The following is a 19,435-nucleotide window of genomic DNA, read 5'->3' as shown; positions in this document are numbered from 1 at the left end:
CTTGCCGCCTAATGGTCCTTGCGTTTTGACAGATAGTCATCCGTTGTCCGGGGGCGTGGCCGTTCGCCTGCGGCAAAGGGATTGTTTTCGGCATGAAACTGCGCGTTGATCCGACAGTTTTCGCACATCTGGATCATCTTTGTTGCGGTATCGTTGCCGAACATACTGTGGTTGCCGGCTAGTTTTTCCATGATCTTTTCAACCGTGGATTTGACCCCGAACAGGCTGCCGCATTCGATGCAGGCAAACGGTTCTTCTTCGTTCAGCACGGTCTGCGACAGGGCGCTGTCGGTCAGGTTCAACTGTGGTTGCAGGGTGATTGCCTTTTCGGGGCAGATATTCGTGCATAGCCCGCATTGCAGGCAGGCGTCTTCCTGAAACCGCAGTTGCGGGAGGTCTTCGTTGTCCATCAGCGCGCCCGACGGGCAGAGTGAGACACAGGCAAGGCATAGTGTGCAGGCGTCAGTGTCCACCAGCACGGCACCATATGGCGCGTTGTCTGGCAGCGTGATCACTTCGGTGTCGGGTTGCAGTGTCTTGGCGGCCAGACGGGTGATTTGCCGCCTTGTGCCCATGGGCAGGATAGGGTCGGCAGTGATGGTTTCGCGCGGTGCGTCAAACAGATGGTCCGACAAAGCGTCAGGATCAGCGATGTCGAGCAGAGCCACCTTGTCATGGATCGCATTTGCGAGGGCGGTTTGAGCCGTCAGCCCGTCGCGTTCGGTTTTGGGACCCAGCAGGATATCAACCCGGCCAAAACCGCTGGCAAGCCCGGCGAGCATTTCGGCATGACCAAAGGCGTTGAGCGCATCCACCTGAAGCGGGATGACATGGGCGGGCAGGCCGCGCCCATGCCGGCCGGCAAGGCCGATCATTTCGGCCCCGTGATCGTCATGAACCAGCAGATGCGGGTCGGTGCCGCCGGCCTTGCGATAGGCGCTGGCGAGGGTGTTGATCTGCCGAAAGATGTGATCGACCGGTGGCGCATCATAACTGATCGCACCCGAAGGGCAGGCGGCGGCGCAGGATCCGCAGCCCGCGCAGATCATCGGGTCGATGCTCACATGTTCGCCTGCCGAACTGATGGCGCTGGTTGGGCACAGGTCAAGGCAGTTGGAACAGGCAGGTTTTTCGGCGCGTGAATGGGCGCACAGGCTGGGTTCGAGCCGGACGTAGAGAGGTTTTTCGAACGTGCCGACCATCAGGCTGGCCTGCAGGATTGCGTCAGCAACCGCGGGTTGGCTTTTCGGATCGGCCCGCAGATAGCCATCGCGCTTTTCTGGCGCAGGGAACAACGGGGTCGCGCCCGTCAGATCGAGGATGACATCGCAGTTCGATGCCGCCCCGTCCCGCGGATCAGTCAGCGTTTGGGGACCACGACCGCCCGGTATGGGTTGCTGAAAGGCGTCGATCGACAGATCGAACCGGCCAAGGCTGCCGCGCGCCTGTTTCAACTGGCCTACCACTATGTCGAAGCGGTCAGTGACGGCCATGTCATCACCAGTTTCAAGCAGAACCGTGACAGAGAGCATGTCTGCGAGTTTCTCTGCCGCTGCGAAAGCGGTCTCGGATGATCCCAGAATAAGGCAGGTGCCTTCGGATATGACATCGATTGTTTTGGGGGTCGCATCGGGTAGGGCGGCTTCGGCCACCAGCGCGGCCATTTTGGGGCCGGTCGCAGCGTTGTCATCGGTCCAGCCGGCGCGGTCGCGGATGTCCACGAAATCGGGTATCGGTGCGTCCATATCTTCCGCCAAATCTGCGAAGACCCGCGCCTGTTGCTGGCAGGCGATCATGACCTCGCCCTTGCCTATCGCCTCTGCGGCGAGGCCGATCTGGTCCTGACATAAAGATGTATGCAGCCGCGAGCAGGTGACCCCGGTTGTGTTTATGGCTTCGGGATCAATGGTTTGCGATCCAAGGCAGTCGCAAATGAGTAGTGTTTTTGTCATCGGGTCCCCCGCTGGATCAGCGGTTAGCTAGTCAGGAAATCAGGCTGGCGTAAACCGCTTTTGATGCATGCGCGCAGGGCAGGTCTACTATTACTAAAGTCGTATGCTCTTTTTGACAGTGAAAACAACGCGTTACCGAGGGGCTCATCATTTGTGATCAACATGATGAAAAAATCGCTTTAGAAACGCGGGCTCTTCATGCAGCATGACGGCAGGGAACTTCTCAAGGGATCAGCATTGTCGTTCGTCTTTCCTGATGCACAGACCATTCCGGTTGGTGTTGTCGTCCGAAAATCGCCCGGCGTGTCGCGTTGGGTAAAATGGACATGGCAGGCGACGGGCATATTGCCGGGCGCTGGCCCTGCCGATTGGAAGCTGTTGCGCCAGGACGGCGATGTTACCGAATATCACGCTGCCACCGTTTCGCTGGATTTGTATGTTTCGGATACCGAGGCTTACGTTCATGAACTGCAGGCCCGCACGCCATCGGTCTACGTCGTTTTGCGGCCAGCAGAGAACGGGGGCGAGATGCCTTGGCGGGTCGCCCTGGTGACATGTTCGCCCTATGACGCACAGGATTATTGCGATTCATCCGAAGAGCTGGTGGAGCGGATACCGATGTCCGAAGGTATGATCGCCTGGGTCGGCAGCTTTATTGCGCAGCATCACGTGGAAGAGCCTTTCGTCAAACGCAAGCGCAAGAATGCGCGGGTGGATCGTGTCGACGATGGCATTGGTGACCCGCGCATTTCGCAGACTTCTGACGTTTATCGCGCACCGCGCCGCAAGGAGGTGCTGAATTGACCCAGGCCGTTTCCCTTTGGTCGCGTCGCCGCGCCGCAGTGGCTGCCGAGGCTGAGGCCGAGCGTGCCTTGCGAGAGGATATGGCCCACAGGGAAGCGCAGGCTGACAAGACGGATGCCGAAATTCTGGCCGAGCTTGATTTGCCGGATCCAGAGAACCTGAAGATGGGCGATGATTTCGCGGCGTTCATGTCCAAGGCCGTGCCGGAGCATTTGCGCAAGAAAGCCTTGCGGCAATTGTGGCGAAGCAACCCGGTCCTCGCCTGCGTGGACGGGTTGAATGACTATGATGAGGATTATCTGACCGGCAGCTTCGGGAACGACCCGATCAAGACGACCTATCAGGTGGGCAAGGGGCTGATGGCGCATGTCCTTGAAATGGAGCGTCAGGAGAATGGCGTTGTCGAGGCGGATGAAGCCGCACCAGAAGACGAAGAAAAGATTGTGGTCGCAACGGTCGAAAGCGAACCGGTCATTGATGAACCGTCATCTGACGAGGCGGGCGAGGGTGAGGCAGAACCCTACAGGCCCCGCCGCATGGCATTCCAGTTCGAGGGTGAGCAGGCATGAATGTCGCGACCTCCACCGTCGAAGTCGCTGAAGAGGATCGCCTGCGGGCCGATCTTTACAATTATCTCGGGCTGATCCTGTCGGCCCCACCCGACCAGATGCTGCTGGATCAGACGGCCGGGCTGAGCGGGGACGACACACCGCTTGGTCAGGCCATAACGGGTCTGGCGCGGGTTGCAAAAGTGACCAAACCCAAGGCGGTTGTATCTGAATTCAACGCCCTGTTCATCGGGCTTGGCCGGGGTGAGTTGTTGCCCTATGCCAGCTATTACATGACCGGGTTTCTGAACGAAAAGCCGCTGGCAAAGCTGCGCGGGGATATGGCCGCGATGGGGATGACCCGCGCGAGTAACGTGTTTGAACCCGAGGATAACATCGCATCGCTGATGGAAATGATGGCTGGCATGATCGTCGGGCGCTTTGGCGAACCGGCGACGTTGCAGCGGCAACGCGATTTCTTCAACACACATATCGGCACCTGGGCAGGTCACTTTTTCAATGACCTGCAGGCGGCGAAAACATCGGTCCTTTATGCGTCTGTCGGGGCAGTAGGTGCTGCATTTATGGATATTGAACGCGAGGCTTATCGCATGACCGCAGGCTGACGGGTCTGCCAAACTGGCGCGGATGCGCGTCACAAAAGGAAGGGGAGACATCCCAATGAGTGAAAAAGACGAAGGCACAAGCCGCCGGGGATTTCTGAAACTGGCCGGAACTGCAGCACCTGCTGCGGCCGCCATTGCCGCGGGGGGCGCTACGCAAGCCGCCGCTGATCCTGTCGATCTGTCATCCGATACGATGCAGGATACCGCACATACGCGCGCCTATCTGCAAAGCGCCCGTTTCTAGAATAGCCCATCCACCCGGACGTCGTCAGATGCATACCGGGCGGAGCCAGCCATAGCCAGCAATGCCAGCGACCCGTGGTCGTTACGGCAAAGGGAGGAAGAAGATGCTCAGGAAGAAGACGAACGGCTATACGCGCCGCTCTGGCAGAGCAAAAATTACCACAAATACATCCGGAACAGGCGTCGACCGCCGCGGATTTCTGCGCGGGTCAGGTCTGGCCATTGGTGGTCTGACAGCCATTGCCGCAACCGGCGGCACGGTGACCCAAGCAACCGCCCAGTCCGCCGCAGCGGGTGCCGTTCAGACGATCAAATCGGTCTGCACGCATTGTTCGGTGGGTTGTACGGTCGTCGCCGAGGTCGATAATGGTGTCTGGACCGGGCAGGAACCGGGCTGGGACAGTCCGTTCAACCTTGGTGCCCATTGCGCCAAAGGGGCCGCGGTGCGTGAGCACGCGCATGGCGAGCGCCGTCTGAAATACCCGATGAAGAAAGAGGGTGGCGAATGGGTCCGCATCTCGTGGGAGCAGGCGATCGACGAGATCGGCGATGGCATGCTGAAAATCCGCGAAGAAAGCGGTCCTGACAGCGTCTACTGGCTGGGTTCTGCCAAGCATAACAACGAACAGGCCTATCTGTTCCGCAAGTTTGCTGCCTATTGGGGCACCAATAACGTGGATCACCAAGCCCGGATTTGCCACTCCACCACCGTGGCAGGGGTCGCAAACACTTGGGGCTACGGCGCCATGACCAACAGCTACAACGACATCCATAACTCCAAGGCGATCTTCTTGATCGGTGGTAATCCGGCTGAGGCACACCCGGTGTCCCTGCTGCACATGCTGAAGGCCAAGGAACAGAACAACGCGCCGCTGATCGTGTGCGACCCACGCTTTACCAGGACCGCCGCCCATGCTGATGAGTATGTGCGGTTCCGTCCCGGTACCGATGTAGCGCTGGTTTGGGGTATCCTGTGGCATATCTTTGAAAACGGATGGGAAGATCAGGAATTTATCCGCACCCGCGTCTGGGGCATGGATCAGATCAAGGACGAAGTGGCCCGCTGGACACCAGATGAGGTGGAGCGTGTCACAGGCACACCCGGTTCCCAGTTGGAGCGTGTGGCCCGGACGTTGGCCAATAACCGCCCCGGCACCGTGATTTGGTGCATGGGTGGCACACAGCACACCAATGGTAACAACAACACCCGTGCTTACTGCGTCTTGCAGCTTGCACTGGGCAATATGGGCACCGCTGGTGGCGGCACCAACATCTTCCGCGGCCACGACAATGTGCAGGGCGCCACGGACCTTGGCGTTCTGGCTGACACGCTGCCCGGCTATTATGGCCTGTCCGAAGGATCATGGGCCCATTGGGCGCGGGTCTGGGAAGAGGACCTCGACTATCTCAAGGGGCGTTTCTCGGACGCGACATATGGCGATACGCCGATCATGAACCTCAAGGGGATACCGGTCAGCCGCTGGATTGATGGGGTATTGGAAGATCCTGAAAACCTCGAACAGCCCGATAACACGCGGGCGATGGTGCTTTGGGGCCATGCCCCGAACTCTCAGACCCGCATGAAAGAGATGAAGACGGCGATGGAGAAGCTCGACATGCTTGTCGTGGTGGACCCATTCCCGACCGTCTCTGCGGTACTGCATGACCGGACCGATGGTGTCTATCTGCTACCGGCCACTACGCAGTTCGAAACACGCGGATCGGTGACGGCCTCAAACCGGTCGCTGCAATGGCGCGACAAGATCATGGAGCCGCTGTTTGAATCGCTGCCGGATCACACGATCATGGCGCGATTTGCCGAAAAATTCGGGTTCCATGACCAGATCTTCCGCAACATCGCGATTGATGAAGGGGGTGAGCCAAATATTGAGGATATCACCCGCGAGTTTAACCGCGGCATGTGGACCATCGGATATACCGGCCAAAGCCCGGAGCGTCTGAAAACACATATGGCCTATCAGCACACGTTCGACAAAACGTCACTGCGTGCGATTGGTGGTCCTGCCGATGGTGATTATTATGGGTTGCCATGGCCAAGCTGGGGCACCCCGGAAATGAACCATCCCGGTACAGCGAACCTTTACGACATGTCGCTGCCGGTGGCCGAAGGTGGCCTGACATTCCGCGCCCGGTTTGGCGTGGAACGCGACGGTGACAATCTGCTTGCAGAAGGTGTGTCGAACCCCGGTGCCGAGATTCAGGATGGGTATCCGGAATTCACCATGCAGATGCTGATGGATCTAGGGTGGGACGGTGATCTCACCGCCGAGGAACGCGCCGCGATTGATGCGGTGGCCGGACCGAACACGAACTGGAAGACCGACCTGTCAGGCGGCATCCAGCGGGTCGCGATCAAGCATGGCTGCGCCCCCTTCGGCAACGCCAAGGCCCGCGCTGTGGTGTGGACCTTCCCCGACCCTGTGCCGGTCCACCGCGAGCCGCTCTATTCCAACCGCCGCGATCTGGTGGCCGACTACCCGACCTACGAGGACAAGACGTTCTGGCGAGTGCCGACCATGTATGCTTCCATCCAGAAGAACGATTTCAGCCAGGAGTATCCGATCATTCTGACATCGGGCCGTCTGGTTGAATATGAAGGGGGCGGTGATGAGACCCGTTCGAACCCCTGGCTGGCCGAATTGCAGCAGGACATGTTCGTCGAGATCAACACCCGTGACGCCAACAACCTGAACGTCCGTGACGGCGCCCAGGTCTGGGTCGAAGGCCCCGAAGGCGGCAAGGTCAAGGTGATGGCAATGGTGACCGAAAGGGTCGGCGAAGGTGTGGCCTTCATGCCGTTCCACTTTGGTGGTCAGTTCGAAGGTGTCGACCAGCGGGACAAGTACCCCGAAGGCGCGGACCCTTATGTATTGGGGGAATCCACCAACACCGCACAGACCTATGGCTATGACAGCGTAACCCAGATGCAAGAGACCAAAGCGACTCTTTGCAAAATCTGGGCAGCATAAGGGAGGACATGAAAAATGGCCGCTAGAGCAAAATTCCTCGTCGACGCTGAACGCTGCATCGAATGCAACGCCTGCGTCACCGCGTGTAAGAACGAGCACGAAGTGCCGTGGGGCATCAACCGCCGCAAGGTTGTCACGATCAATGATGGCAAACCGGGTGAAAGATCGATCTCGGTTGCCTGTATGCATTGTTCGGACGCCCCTTGTATGGCCGTCTGCCCGGTGGATTGTTTCTACCAGACGGCTGATGGTGTCGTGCTGCACTCCAAGGATCTGTGTATCGGCTGTGGTTACTGCTTTTATGCGTGCCCGTTCGGCGCGCCGCAGTTCCCGCAGGCCGGCAATTTCGGATCACGGGGCAAGATGGACAAATGTACCTTCTGCGCCGGTGGTCCGGAGGAAAACCATTCAACTGCCGAATTCGCCAAATACGGGCGTAACCGGATTGCCGAAGGCAAACTGCCGATCTGTGCCGAAATGTGCGCGACCAAGGCGCTGCTGGCCGGCGATGGCGATACGGTTTCCAATATCTACCGCGAACGTGTGGTGGCGCGCGGGTTCGGGTCCGGTGCATGGGGCTGGGGCACAGCCTATGATCAAAAGGGCGGCTGACCGCCCGCTTTGTACCATAGTTGCGGGGGCTGCCTGACGCGGGCGGCCCCCCTTGAACCTTATCGACAGCAAGGACTGCGCCAATGCTACGTCTGATTGCCATATTCGCCCTGCTATGCAGCCTGATGACCGCTGCCGCAGCGCAAGAGGCAACCCCTGATCCGCGCGCTGAAACCGGCGGTGCGCAAACGCTTGAGGATATTCTGCGCAGGCAGGAAGGTCTGGCGATTGATGACGAATTCCGCAGTTCGGTGACCGGTGATCCTGACGCGGCGGCGCCGACGAGCGAACAGCTTGGCACGCGCGGCGGTGCATCTGATGCTGATCTGTGGCGGGCCTATCGCTATGACAGTGCCGACATCACGACACAGGCGCGGGGGCCTGCGGTGACGACATTGATCCAGGATCGCGGTGTCTGGTGGTGGCAGTTCCGCGAAGGGCCATTGCTGCAATATGGCGCATGGCTGCTGGGCGGCACCCTGATTACGCTCGCCCTGTTTTACCTGCTTCGGGGCAGGGTGCGCATTGATGGTGAAAGGACAGGGCGGACGATCACGCGGTTCAAGGCGTTCGAACGGTTCGGCCACTGGTTGCTGGCCACATCATTTATCATTCTGGGGATCACCGGCCTGATTTCACTCTTTGGGCGCAAGGTGCTGATCCCGGCCTTTGGCCATGACGCGTTTTCAACAATCGCCGAGTTCAGCAAATGGGTTCACAACAACATTTCCTGGGCTTTCATGCTCGCTCTGGTGATCATTTTCGTGATGTGGGTGGTTCATAACCTGCCGGATCGGACAGATATCAAATGGCTGCTCAAGGGTGGTGGCCTTTTTGGCGGGGGGCATCCGCCGGCTAAAAAATTCAACGCCGGGCAGAAACTGATTTTCTGGTCGGTCATCTTGCTGGGCGGATCCATCTCGGCGTCCGGGCTGGCACTGCTGTTCCCGTTCGAACTGAACATGTTTGCCGCCACATTTTCAAAGATCAATGCGATTGGTCTGCCGGGATTATTGGGGATGGAGGCGCTGCCCACCGACCTCGCTCCACATGAAGAAATGCAATATGCCCAGCTGTGGCACGCTGTCGTCAGCTTTGTGCTGATGGCCATCATCTTTGCACATATCTATATCGGCTCTGTGGGGATGGAAGGCGCGTTCGACGCCATGGGATCAGGCGAGGTCGAGGAACAATGGGCACGCGAGCATCACAGCCTCTGGGTGGATGAGGTTGTGGCTGCCGAACGCAAAGAGGGGAGCGCCTGACATGCGTGCATTCCTGATATCGCTTGTCGCCCTCGTGGTGATCACGGTTGGGTCCAATCAGATTCTGAACTGGCTCGACTTCTCAGCCGAACAGGCTGCCGTGTCGGAACAGAATGTGCGGCTGGATTAAGCCTTAATCGCCATCCGCCACGCCTTCTGCCCGCAACCGTGCGCGTCGTGCCCGGTAGCTGGGCAGCAGAATCAGGATGGCCGCAAAGATCAAGAGCCCCATGGTCATCGGCCGCTCGTAGATGAAGCTGACCCCGTCATAAAGCTGCATCGACCGTGAGAAGTTGTTTTCCAGCATCGGTCCAAGGATGAAGCCTATCAGCAGCGGCGCCAGCGGATAATCGGCGAAGCGCAGGATCGTCGCACAGACCCCCAGGCCGACCAGGATCAGCAACTCGGTCGCGTTGTTCTGCCCGATATAGGCCCCCATCAGCGTGAAAAACAGAATGAATGGGATCAGGAAGGTGCGCGGCACGGCAAGGATCTTGGCGATGTAAGGGATCAGCGGCAGGTTCAGCACCAACAGGACCAGGTTACCCAGATACATGGAGATGATGACAGCCCAGAAAATCTGCGGCTCATCAATCATCAGGCGCGGACCGGGCGAGACATTGAGAGCGATGAGCGCACCAAGCAGGATGGCCGTGGTGCCCGAACCGGGAATGCCAAGTGTGAGCAGCGGTACAAAGGAACCGGTGCATGCGGCGTTATTGGCGCTTTCGGGGGCGGCAAGGCCTTTCAGGCTGCCCTTGCCGAATTGTTCCTGATCTTCCTTCGAGGCGATGTTGCGTTCGACGGCGTAGCCCAGGAACGATGCAATCGTTGCCCCGGCACCGGGCAGGACCCCGATCAGGAAACCCTGGATAGATTGCCGCCCGATGACAGGTGCGATGCTGCGCGCCTCTGCCTTTGTGATCCGCAGGTCCTTGATTTCGTTGTTGCCGCTTTCGGTGTTGGACCGGCTTGGGTCCAGCACCAGATAAATCGCCTCGGGCAGGGCGAACATCGCCATGGCGAGCGTGATGAATCCAAGACCCGATTGCAGGTCCATCAGCCCCATCGTGAAGCGTGGCATGTTGAACAGCGCCCCTTCGCCGACCGTGGCCAGCATCAGGCCAAGGACCGTCATCAGGATTGCCTTGCCAATCTGGCCGCTGCCGGCAAAGGCGGCGATGGCCGACAGGCCGACAACCATCAGGGCGAAATACTCGGCGGAATGGAAAAGCAAGGCGACAGAGGCAAGCGCTGGCGCAAAGATCATCAGCAAAATGGCCCCGACTGTGCCACCGATGAACGACGATATCGCAGCGACAGTTAATGCCTTGCCCGCCTTGCCTTGCCGGGCCAGCGGGTAGCCATCGAAACTGGTTGCAACGGTCGACGCCACGCCGGGCGCATTGATCAGGATCGACGATGTCGATCCCCCAAAGATCGCCCCGTAATAGACACCGGCCAGCAGGATCAACGCCGCCGAGGCGTCACCAATGGAAATTGCAACGGGGATCATAATGGCGATGATCGACATCGGCCCCAGACCGGGCAACATGCCGATGAACGTCCCGATCAGGCAGCCACCGATAACCATCAAAATGTTTTTAACAGAAAAAGCCGTTTCCAGCCCAATCATCAAGCCTTCGAGCATGTCCTAGACCCCCATGAAGAAGGGCAGGGGGCGCAGGAAGATGCCAAGCACCTCTTGCACCAGATACCAGATGCTGCCCGCTGCGATCAGGGCGACAGGGATCAGGATATGCAGGCGTCGTTCGCCAAGGATCATCGAGCCAGCGATGATAAAGCCGAAGGTTGACCCCAAAAATCCGAAGGGTCGCAGAAGCAGGGCATAGGCGACCATCAGACCCAAAAGGATCACGGCCTGTCCCAGCTTGTAGTCCGTCAGGCGTCGATAATCGATGTCGCCGTCCTTTGGACCGCTCAGGCTTTCCTCAAAACCCAGTAGAATGATCACGCAGGCGATCATTGCCATGACTGACAGCACCTTGGGAAAGGTTGATGGCCAGATCGGTGTATTCCGCATGAATGGGGCGAGCGAGGCGTCCATAGTGAAAAACGCGGTGTAGGCATAGGCCATACAGATCAATAACAGGATCAATGCGATCCAGCGGTCGAGTGCCATCTTGTCCCCCCGGTATTCGGATTGTCTGGCGAGCGATCCCGCCAGACAGGTGTTTTGGCTTTAGAGGAAGCCCAGTTCGCGCATCAGATCACCCATGACCTGTTCCTGATTTTCAAGGAAGCTCAGGAAGTCGTCGCCGTTATTGTGGATGTTGACCCAACCGTTCCGGGCGCGGACCTCTTCCCATTCGGCGGTGTCATACATCTTGGCCAGCGCGTCCTGATACATGGCCAGCTTGTCCTCTGGCAGGCCGGGCGCCGCAAAGAAGCCACGCCAGTTGACAAACTCGGTATCGATGCCCTGTTCTTTCATGGTCTGGGCATCGGGAAAGGTTGCCACCCTCTCAGGCGCTGTGACGCCGATGATTTTCACTTCTCCAGCATTTGCTAGGTCGATGGCTTCGGAAAAGCCGGTGCTGAGCGCCGTGATTTCCCCGGACAGCAGCGCCGCCATAGCATCGCCACCGGCATCATAGGGAATATATTTCACCGCTGTCGGATCTTCGCCTGCCGCCTTCATCACCATGGCGGCGACAAGGTGATCCATGCCGCCGGGGACGGAGCCACCACCGATTGCGGTGCCACTGGAATCCGCTTTATAGGCCGCGATGAAGTCATCCATCGAGTTGATCGGGCTGTCCTTGCCCACAACGATGGTCGCATAGTCGCCGATGGTGCCGGCGACCAGTGTCAAGTCCCGGAAATTCTGCGGAAATACACCCGTCAGCGACCGGATCACGATCGGGGTCGAGTTGACCATGAGCGTGCCGTGATTGCTTTCGGCGTTTTCGATCAGATAGCCGATGGCCTTACCGCCACCCCCGCCAGACATGTTTTCATAGCTGGTCTGTCCGACCAGTCCGGAATTTGTCAGCGCCTCGCCCGTGCCGCGTGCGGTGCCGTCCCAGCCGCCACCTGCGCCACCGGGGATCAGAAAGTGGATGCTGTCGACAACCTGATGCCCGTCAGCCTGTGCCATCGATCCAAACGAAAGCGTCGCCGCCGCCGCGGCAAGGATGGCCCGGCGTGTCATTGATATTGGTCTCATAAAAATCCTCCCAGAGTACAAAGCGAACTTTGCCGCTTTGGCAGAGTGTTCCCTATTCGGCCCATTGACGCAATGCCATTTCCCCTTGTTTTGCGGGATCGCGCTATGGTTGTATTTGGTGTACTCTGAGTATTCGTAAACAAATTGTTAACCACTTCGCCCGATCCTTCTTGCGTGGGTGAGTGACTGTGAATCCGTGTCTCGATCGCGCTTGAACAAAGTGCTGACGGTGGCGCGGTGCGCGCAACGTGTTTCTGACCACCAAATGCCCGTTACGGCGACAGGAAGGACCGATGCGAACAAAACTCAAACAGCACACGGCCGCGGCGCACCAGCGTGTTGATCAGGCCGTCAGTACCTTGTCGCTGGCCCATCGCGCATCATACATCACCTTTCTGCGCACCCATCAGCTGGCCTATCGTGCGCTTTTGCCCGCCCTGCCGGCGGATAATTGGGTTAGTTCCATCTTGCGCCGCGTTCTGACAACGCTGAACCAGGATCTGGATGTCATGGATGTGCCGGGGTTACCCCGGCCAATGATCGGACTGCGTGACCCCATTCACCCGCTTGGCGTAGCGTACGTTGTTTGTGGTTCGCATTTCGGCAAACGAATACTGCGACGGCGCTGGTCCTTGTCGCGGGATCCGCAGGTCCGGGCTGCTGGGGCCTATCTGTCCTGCGATGAACTGAAAGCGGGTTGGCTACGGTTCCTCCACGATATCGAGGCGCTGACCGATCCGGCGAATGATCTGAAACTGCTTGCTGCGGATGCAGACCGCACCTTTGGACTGTTTTACGACAGTCTGGTGGCCGCAAAGAATGGAGACCGTGCCAATGCCGCCTGACAATCATCCGGCGGTCGATGAGGCGACGCTTGGCATTAACAATTGTGACCGTGAACCGGTCCATATCCCCGGCAGGATCCAATCCTTTGGCGCGTTGATGTCCGTGACCGAGGATTGGATGATTAATCATGCATCCGGCAATCTGTGCCGCATGCTTGGGCTGCCGGCAAAGAATGTGATCGGTTGCCCGATCCGGGATGTCCTGACCGAACAGACCATTGACGCCATTCAGTCGCGACTGCGGCTGGTGGCATCTGACGATATGGTTGATCGGTTGTTTGCGATCCAGACGGCCCGGGATGGTCCGGTTTGCGACATTGCGATGCACCGGTCCGGGCGTAATCTGGTGCTGGAGTTCGAGCATAGTGCCAATGGCGAGGAGGTCGATCTGGGCGGCTATGTACGCCCGATGATTGCCCGGATGTCGCAATGCACGACGATGGCGCAACTGTGCCAGATGGCTGCCCGGCAGGTGAAGATGCTGACCGGAATGGACCGGGTCATGGTCTATCAGTTTTCCCCAAATGGCAGTGGCAAGGTTATCGCCGAGGTGAAGGAACCGGGAATGGAGGCCTATCTGGGTTTGGCCTATCCCGCATCGGACATCCCCCAACAGGTCAGAAAGCTTTTCATTCGCAATCCCTTGCGCGTCATTGCCGATGTTGGTGACACAGGGGTTGAGATCGCCCCGACGCTCAACCCCGAGGGCGCACCACTGGATCTGAGCCTGAGTAGCACGCGTGCGGTTTCGCCCATTCACTTGGAATATCTGCGCAATATGGGGGTCGGCGCGTCTATGTCGATCTCAATCGTGGTGCGCGGTGAATTGTGGGGGCTGATTGCCTGCCATCACCGGACGCCAAGAGTGCATTCCTACGCTGTGCGATCTGCGGCCGAGCTTTTTGGGCTGCTGTTTTCCTACACGCTGGATCAGTTGCAATCCGATATCGAGCGGCAGGATATGATCCGGTCGCAAATGCTGCATGACCAGATCATGGTGCAATTGGCCGGCGATACCTCTGTCGCCAATAACTTCGCCACCATCGTCAGCACCATTCAGGACGTGATCCCGCATGACGGGGCTGTCGGTTGGATTGACGGCACCTATCAAAGCACCGGCGAAACGCCGGGCAAGGAGGCGTTTCTGGAACTGATGCCGTTCTTGAACACAACGGCTGCAGGCAAGGTCTACGCAACCCAGTGCCTGAGCGATCATTTTTCGGACGCGCTGGCCTATGTCAACAAGGCGGCTGGTATGCTCGTTCTGCCGGTGTCCCGTGCGCCGCGTGATTTTATCGTGCTGTTTCGCCGTGAAATCGCGAAATCCGTCGTGTGGGCTGGCAAACCCGTCAAGAATCTGGTGCAGGGCAAGTTTGGTCCCCGGCTGACGCCGCGCAAAAGCTTTGAGGCCTGGCAGGAAACCGTGCGCAACCATTGTGCCGAATGGACGCCTGCGCAAATCAGATCGGCAGAGGCGCTGCGCGTCACGTTGATGGAGGTCGTGTTGCGCATGGCTGATGCTAATCTGCAGGAACGCGCAAAGGCCCAGGAAAAGCAGGAACTGCTGATTGCAGAACTGAACCACCGGGTGCGCAATATCCTGAACCTCATCAAGGGCGTCGTCAGCCAGAGCGGGGCAGGCCATAACGATGTCAGTTCTTTCACGAAAGTGATCGGTGGGCGCATCCATGCGCTTGCCATGGCGCACGATCAGATCACCCGCGAAAAATGGCAACCCGCGTCACTGCGCGCGTTGATCGAGACGGAGGCGGCGGCCTATCTGAATGACCGAATGGATCGGCTGACAATCACCGGTCCGGATGTGATGCTGGTGCCCAATGCGCATACAACCATGGCCCTTGTCGTGCATGAGATGATGACCAACTCGGTCAAATACGGGGCGTTGGCAGCAGAGCACGGCAAGGTCGCGATCAATCTTGCGCAGACGTCCGATGACGGGCTGGCCCTGACATGGGTTGAAACCGGCGGACCAGCCGTCAGTGCGCCGGAACGGCGCGGGTTTGGGACGACGATTATCGAACGGTCGATCCCGTTCGAGTTGAAAGGCGAAGCCGATCTGCGCTTTACACTGACGGGGGTCGAGGCCAGCTTTGTATTGCCAGCCAACACGGTCGACAGCTTTGTGACGGACGAGGATGATGTCGTTGCACCCGCTTCGCCAGAGCAAACCACATTATCGGCACCACCCGACCGCGTCCTTATTGTCGAAGACAACATCATCATCGGTTTGGATGCGGAAACCCTGCTACAACGGATTGGTGTAGAAGAGACGATCATCGTTCCTGGCGTTGCAGAGGCGTTGGAGGCGTTGACACAGGCCGATTTTGATTTCGTGGTACTCGATATCAACCTGGGTGCAGAAACGTCGTTTCCCGTTGCTGACAAGCTGCTGGAGAAGGAGGTGCCGTTTGTCTTTGCGAGCGGTTACGGCAAGGTCCCTGATATGGCGGAAAAATATGCAGATATTCCGATCCTCACCAAACCATATGATGAGGCCGAGTTGCGCAAGGCTATTGCCACAGACTCAAACTGACGCTGGCCCAAAACTGTCACGATAGAACCGATACCAGTTGCCGCCCATGATACCGGCCACCTCGGCTTCATCCATGCCCGTGGCGCGCAGACCGGCCGCGATATTGCCGAAATCCCGATTGTCCTTGAACCAGTCGGGCATGGGTGGAAAGCCGGGATTGTTCGCGGATCCTTCGCCATAGTCGATCTGCTTGGTCCACCGCCCGACACGCATCCATTCCACCACGCTGTCCGGCTGATCCTGACACAGATCGGTGCCCAGCCCGAGATGTGCCGTGCCGAATTTTTCGGCTGCTCGGGCGATCATCTCGCAGAAATCTTGCAGCGTGCAGTCGGGACCGCCACGTAAATGGTGCGGGTAAATCGAAAAGCCGAACATGCCGCCGTTTTCGGTCACCGCCCGGATCACATCATCGCGTTTGTTGCGCAAGGCCGGGTGCCAGACATGCGGGTTGGCGTGGGTAATTGCGATGGGCCGCGTCGAAATCTCGGCGGCTTCTATCGTGGAGCGATCCGCGCTGTGGCTCATATCCACGACCATTCCCACCCGGTTCATTTCCGCGATGACCTGACGGCCCATGCGGGTGATGCCGGGGTCGTCGGCCTCATAACAGCCGGTCGCAAGCAGTGACTGGTTGTTGTAGCTGAGCTGCATAAAACGCAGACCAAGCGTGTGCAGGATTTCCACCAGCCCGATGTCATCTTCAATCGGGCTGGGGTTTTGTGCTCCGAATATGATGGCCGTTCGCCCTGTGGCCTTGGCTGTGTCAACATCCGCCGCACTGCGGGCCTGCATGATCAGATCAGGGAACCGTTCGAAATCCCGGTTCCACTTTTCAATATTCAGCACGGTTTCGCGGAAATTCTCGTGATAGGCGATTGTGGCGTGAACGGCATCGACACCGCCTGCGCGCATCTGGCGAAAGATGGTTTCGGACCAATTGGCATATTGCAGGTTGTCGATCAGCATGGGCCACGATGCGCAGATTTTGCGGGGGTCGTCAAACGGGCTGGCGCAAAGCCCTAAATCGTTATAGAAATTCCATCACAACGGGAGGACACAGCATGAAAACCATCAAAGGGCCGGCGCTGTTTCTGGCGCAGTTCGCTGGCGATGAGGCACCTTTCAACTCGTGGGATGCCATCACGAAATGGGCCGCCGATTGCGGTTACAAAGGGGTGCAGGTGCCCAGTTGGGATGGCCGGTTGTTTGATTTGCAAAAGGCCGCATCGTCGCAGGATTATTGCGATGAACTCAAAGGTCAGGCGGCAGAGAACGGCATTACAGTCACCGAGTTATCAACGCATCTGCAAGGGCAACTGGTTGCCGTAAACCCGGCCTATGATACCGCCTTTGATGGCTTTGCGGCACCTGAGGTTCAAGGGGACCCCGCAGCCCGACAGGCCTGGGCGGTGGATCAGGTCAAGCTGGCACTGACCGCATCACAGAACATGGGCCTGACTGAAATGGCGACCTTCTCAGGCGCCCTGGCATGGCCTTACATCTACCCGTGGCCGCAGCGCCCGGCCGGTCTGGTCGAAGCGGCATTTGATGAACTTGCGTCCCGTTGGCGTCCTATTCTGGATCATGCAGAGGATTTCGGGGTGGACGTCTGCTATGAAATTCACCCCGGTGAGGACCTGCATGACGGCGTGACGTTCGAGATGTTTCTGGAACGTCTGAATGGGCACGCCCGCTGCAACATGCTTTACGATCCGTCCCACTACGTCCTGCAATGCCTTGATTATCTGGACAATATCGACATCTATAAAGACAGGATCAAGATGTTCCACGTCAAGGATGCCGAATTCAATCCGACCGGGCGGCAGGGTGTCTATGGCGGTTATCAGTCATGGGTCAACCGGGCGGGGCGGTTCCGGTCGCTGGGCGACGGGCAGGTTGATTTCGCGGCAATCTTTTCCAAGATGGCAGCCAATGATTTCAGTGGTTGGGCCGTGGTCGAATGGGAATGCTGCCTGAAGCACCCTGAGGACGGCGCGCGGGAGGGCGCGCAATTCGTCAAGGATCACATCATTCGGGTGACCGAACGTGCATTTGATGACTTCGCTGGTGGCGATGTCGATGACGCAACCAACCGCAAGATGCTGGGGATCTGAACATGACGCGACCTATTCGACTTGGCATGGTGGGCGGTGGCAATGACGCGTTTATCGGTGCGGTTCACCGGATCGCATCGCGGATTGACGGCCGGTTTCAACTGGTGGCCGGTGCGCTGTCATCGACCTCGGAAAAGGCGCAAGCCTCGGGGCAGGCGCTGGGGCTGGACCCGGCGCGCACCTATGATGATTTCAAATCGATGGCGATCCGCGAGGCGCGGTTGAAAGACGGGATCGAGGCGGTGGCGATTGTGACCCCGAACCATGTCCATTACGTCGCCGCTCGCGAATTTCTGAAACGCGACATTCATGTTATTTGCGACAAGCCGCTGACATCGACTATGGCGGATGCGCGCAAGATGGCCAAGGCTGTGGAAGACAGCAAGGCGCTGTTCGTCCTGACCCATAATTACACCGGCTATCCGATGATGCGGCAGGCCCGTCAGATGGTGGCCAATGGCGATCTGGGCACGATCCGCGTGGTGCAGGTGGAATATGCGCAGGATTGGCTGACCGAGCCGGAGGATTTCAAGCAGGCCGCATGGCGCGTGGACCCGGCCCGGTCAGGTGCTGGTGGGTCGACGGGGGATATTGGTACCCATGCCTTTAACCTTGCCGGGTTTGTGACCGGGCTGGAGGTCGAAAGCCTCTGTGCTGATCTGCAGTCTTTTGTCTCGGGTCGTCAGTTGGATGACAACGCCCATGTGATGCTGCGCTACAAGGGCGGCGCGCGGGGGATGCTGTGGTGTTCACAGGTCGCCCCCGGCAATGAAAACGGTCTGGGCTTGCGGGTCTATGGCGACAAGGGCGGGATCGAATGGCGGCAGGAAAACCCCAATCAGCTGTGGTTCACGCCATATGGTGAGCCAAAGCGCCTGCTGACACGTGGCGGTAAGGGCGCACTGGATGCGGCCGAACGCGTGACCCGCATTCCGGCGGGCCATCCTGAAGGGTATCTGGAAGGTTTCGCCACGATTTATCGCGAGGCGGCGGACGCGATTGAGGCGCGCCGCAGTGGCCAAGATGTGCCTGCCGATGTCACCTATCCCGGGATCGCGGACGGCATGGCGGGGATGCAGTTTGTCGATGCTTGTGTGCGGTCGTCCAAGCGCGACGGGGCTTGGGTGAAACTAGCGTCCTAGCGTCCGGGCGATCTGTTCCGACAAATCCAGCAATGCTGCGGCCTGGGCCGTGGCGATGCTGCCAAGGCTTTGATCAGCCATGGGTTTGGCAATGGCGAAGGCCTGACTGCTGTTGCGGAAATCAATGCCGTCGCCGCCCACATAGAACTGCCCGGTCAGTTGAAAATTCCCGTCCGCCCCGGCGAGTATCCGTTCAACCTGCACGTCCACGGCGACATCTGGCAGGCCGACAAAAGGCCATGGTTCAGGAACTACGTTGGTGTTCAGGATATCCGCCAGATTGCGGGTGACTGTCAGCGTGACGGCGCGCTGCTGATCATCGGCCCACAGGATATCGGCATTGCTGGCGATCAGGCCGTTCGGTGTTTCAAATGCGATTTCTTCCAGCGCGGCATAAGTCGGCAAGGTCACAGGGCGCACCATGACGCTGCCGACCAGCGGACGCAGTTCCAGATCAGACGTCAGCGGCGCCATCGCCAGCCGTTCCGGCGGCGGTGCGCAAGCAGCAAGGCCAAGGGCGGCAACGATCATCAAGCGTTTCAACATG

At 58.7% G+C, this 19,435-nt stretch carries 18 protein-coding genes; 12 read left to right on the top strand and 6 right to left on the bottom strand.

Annotated features, from left to right (window positions below; translation table 11 throughout):
• Positions 1-8: 8 nt before the first annotated feature.
• The gene (locus ACFWW2_RS06505) at positions 9-1,952 is read right to left on the bottom strand and encodes a 4Fe-4S binding protein (protein WP_393927037.1); all 1,944 of its coding nucleotides are present in this window, start codon (positions 1,950-1,952) and stop codon (positions 9-11) included.
• A 198-nt stretch (positions 1,953-2,150) separates the two neighbouring features.
• Here ACFWW2_RS06505 and ACFWW2_RS06500 point away from each other — a divergent pair, with 198 nt between their 5' ends.
• From ACFWW2_RS06500 to ACFWW2_RS06465, 8 genes are all read left to right on the top strand, one after another.
• Positions 2,151-2,756 carry a DUF3305 domain-containing protein gene (locus ACFWW2_RS06500; RefSeq protein WP_393927036.1) on the top strand — a complete coding sequence of 202 codons (606 nt, stop codon included), beginning with the start codon at positions 2,151-2,153 and terminating at the stop codon, positions 2,754-2,756.
• Complete coding sequence (locus ACFWW2_RS06495) at positions 2,753-3,325, top strand: DUF3306 domain-containing protein (protein ID WP_393927035.1); 573 nt, start codon at positions 2,753-2,755, stop codon at positions 3,323-3,325. The genes ACFWW2_RS06500 and ACFWW2_RS06495 overlap by 4 nt, the downstream gene beginning before the upstream one ends.
• Positions 3,322-3,930 carry a molecular chaperone gene (locus ACFWW2_RS06490; protein WP_393927034.1) on the top strand — a complete coding sequence of 203 codons (609 nt, stop codon included), beginning with the start codon at positions 3,322-3,324 and terminating at the stop codon, positions 3,928-3,930. The genes ACFWW2_RS06495 and ACFWW2_RS06490 overlap by 4 nt, the downstream gene beginning before the upstream one ends.
• 55 nt (positions 3,931-3,985) lie before the next feature.
• Complete coding sequence (locus ACFWW2_RS06485) at positions 3,986-4,174, top strand: twin-arginine translocation signal domain-containing protein (RefSeq protein ID WP_393927033.1); 189 nt, start codon at positions 3,986-3,988, stop codon at positions 4,172-4,174.
• Between the two features lie 103 nt (positions 4,175-4,277).
• Entirely contained in the window at positions 4,278-7,163 is a 2,886-nt protein-coding gene (locus ACFWW2_RS06480; protein WP_393927032.1) for a formate dehydrogenase subunit alpha, read from the top strand.
• A gap of 15 nt (positions 7,164-7,178) precedes the next feature.
• Complete coding sequence (gene fdh3B / locus ACFWW2_RS06475; protein ID WP_393927031.1) at positions 7,179-7,775, top strand: formate dehydrogenase FDH3 subunit beta; 597 nt, start codon at positions 7,179-7,181, stop codon at positions 7,773-7,775.
• 83 nt (positions 7,776-7,858) lie between these two features.
• Complete coding sequence (locus ACFWW2_RS06470) at positions 7,859-9,040, top strand: formate dehydrogenase subunit gamma (RefSeq protein WP_393927030.1); 1,182 nt, start codon at positions 7,859-7,861, stop codon at positions 9,038-9,040.
• A 1-nt stretch (position 9,041) separates the two neighbouring features.
• The gene (locus ACFWW2_RS06465; protein ID WP_393927029.1) at positions 9,042-9,170 is read left to right on the top strand and encodes a hypothetical protein; all 129 of its coding nucleotides are present in this window, start codon (positions 9,042-9,044) and stop codon (positions 9,168-9,170) included.
• A 3-nt stretch (positions 9,171-9,173) separates the two neighbouring features.
• On the opposite strand, the gene ACFWW2_RS06460 is transcribed toward ACFWW2_RS06465, so the two are convergent.
• The 3 genes from ACFWW2_RS06460 to ACFWW2_RS06450 are packed head-to-tail and all read right to left on the bottom strand — an operon-like array spanning position 9,174 to position 12,230.
• A complete protein-coding gene (locus tag ACFWW2_RS06460; protein ID WP_393927028.1) occupies positions 9,174-10,691 on the bottom strand; it encodes a tripartite tricarboxylate transporter permease in 1,518 nt (505 codons plus the stop codon).
• Positions 10,692-10,694: 3 nt separating this feature from the next.
• Positions 10,695-11,183 carry a tripartite tricarboxylate transporter TctB family protein gene (locus ACFWW2_RS06455; RefSeq protein WP_393927027.1) on the bottom strand — a complete coding sequence of 163 codons (489 nt, stop codon included), beginning with the start codon at positions 11,181-11,183 and terminating at the stop codon, positions 10,695-10,697.
• Positions 11,184-11,243: 60 nt separating this feature from the next.
• Entirely contained in the window at positions 11,244-12,230 is a 987-nt protein-coding gene (locus ACFWW2_RS06450; protein ID WP_393927026.1) for a tripartite tricarboxylate transporter substrate binding protein, read from the bottom strand.
• A gap of 293 nt (positions 12,231-12,523) precedes the next feature.
• On the opposite strand from ACFWW2_RS06450, the gene ACFWW2_RS06445 reads away from it, so the two are divergent.
• Complete coding sequence (locus ACFWW2_RS06445; protein WP_393927025.1) at positions 12,524-13,075, top strand: biliverdin-producing heme oxygenase; 552 nt, start codon at positions 12,524-12,526, stop codon at positions 13,073-13,075.
• Positions 13,050-15,629: an HWE histidine kinase domain-containing protein gene (locus tag ACFWW2_RS06440; RefSeq protein ID WP_393927024.1), complete on the top strand. Its 2,580-nt coding sequence runs from the start codon at positions 13,050-13,052 to the stop codon at positions 15,627-15,629. The genes ACFWW2_RS06445 and ACFWW2_RS06440 overlap by 26 nt, the downstream gene beginning before the upstream one ends.
• Here ACFWW2_RS06440 and ACFWW2_RS06435 read toward each other — a convergent pair.
• Complete coding sequence (locus ACFWW2_RS06435) at positions 15,621-16,598, bottom strand: membrane dipeptidase (RefSeq protein WP_393927023.1); 978 nt, start codon at positions 16,596-16,598, stop codon at positions 15,621-15,623. The genes ACFWW2_RS06440 and ACFWW2_RS06435 overlap by 9 nt on opposite strands.
• A gap of 95 nt (positions 16,599-16,693) precedes the next feature.
• On the opposite strand from ACFWW2_RS06435, the gene ACFWW2_RS06430 reads away from it, so the two are divergent.
• Together ACFWW2_RS06430 and ACFWW2_RS06425 are read left to right on the top strand one after the other, a co-directional pair.
• Positions 16,694-17,746, top strand: a complete 1,053-nt coding sequence (locus ACFWW2_RS06430) for a sugar phosphate isomerase/epimerase family protein (protein ID WP_393927022.1) — start codon at positions 16,694-16,696, stop codon at positions 17,744-17,746.
• A gap of 2 nt (positions 17,747-17,748) precedes the next feature.
• Positions 17,749-18,888: a Gfo/Idh/MocA family protein gene (locus ACFWW2_RS06425; protein ID WP_393927021.1), complete on the top strand. Its 1,140-nt coding sequence runs from the start codon at positions 17,749-17,751 to the stop codon at positions 18,886-18,888.
• Here the strand turns inward: ACFWW2_RS06425 and ACFWW2_RS06420 are convergent.
• Positions 18,877-19,434: a membrane integrity-associated transporter subunit PqiC gene (locus tag ACFWW2_RS06420; RefSeq protein WP_393927020.1), complete on the bottom strand. Its 558-nt coding sequence runs from the start codon at positions 19,432-19,434 to the stop codon at positions 18,877-18,879. The two genes, ACFWW2_RS06425 and ACFWW2_RS06420, sit on opposite strands and share 12 nt — an antisense overlap.
• Position 19,435 lies beyond the last annotated feature (1 nt).

This window comes from Yoonia sp. R2-816 (assembly GCF_046762905.1).
Classification (GTDB): Bacteria; Pseudomonadota; Alphaproteobacteria; order Rhodobacterales; family Rhodobacteraceae; genus Yoonia.
This window is presented reverse-complemented; position numbering and strand designations above follow the sequence as displayed.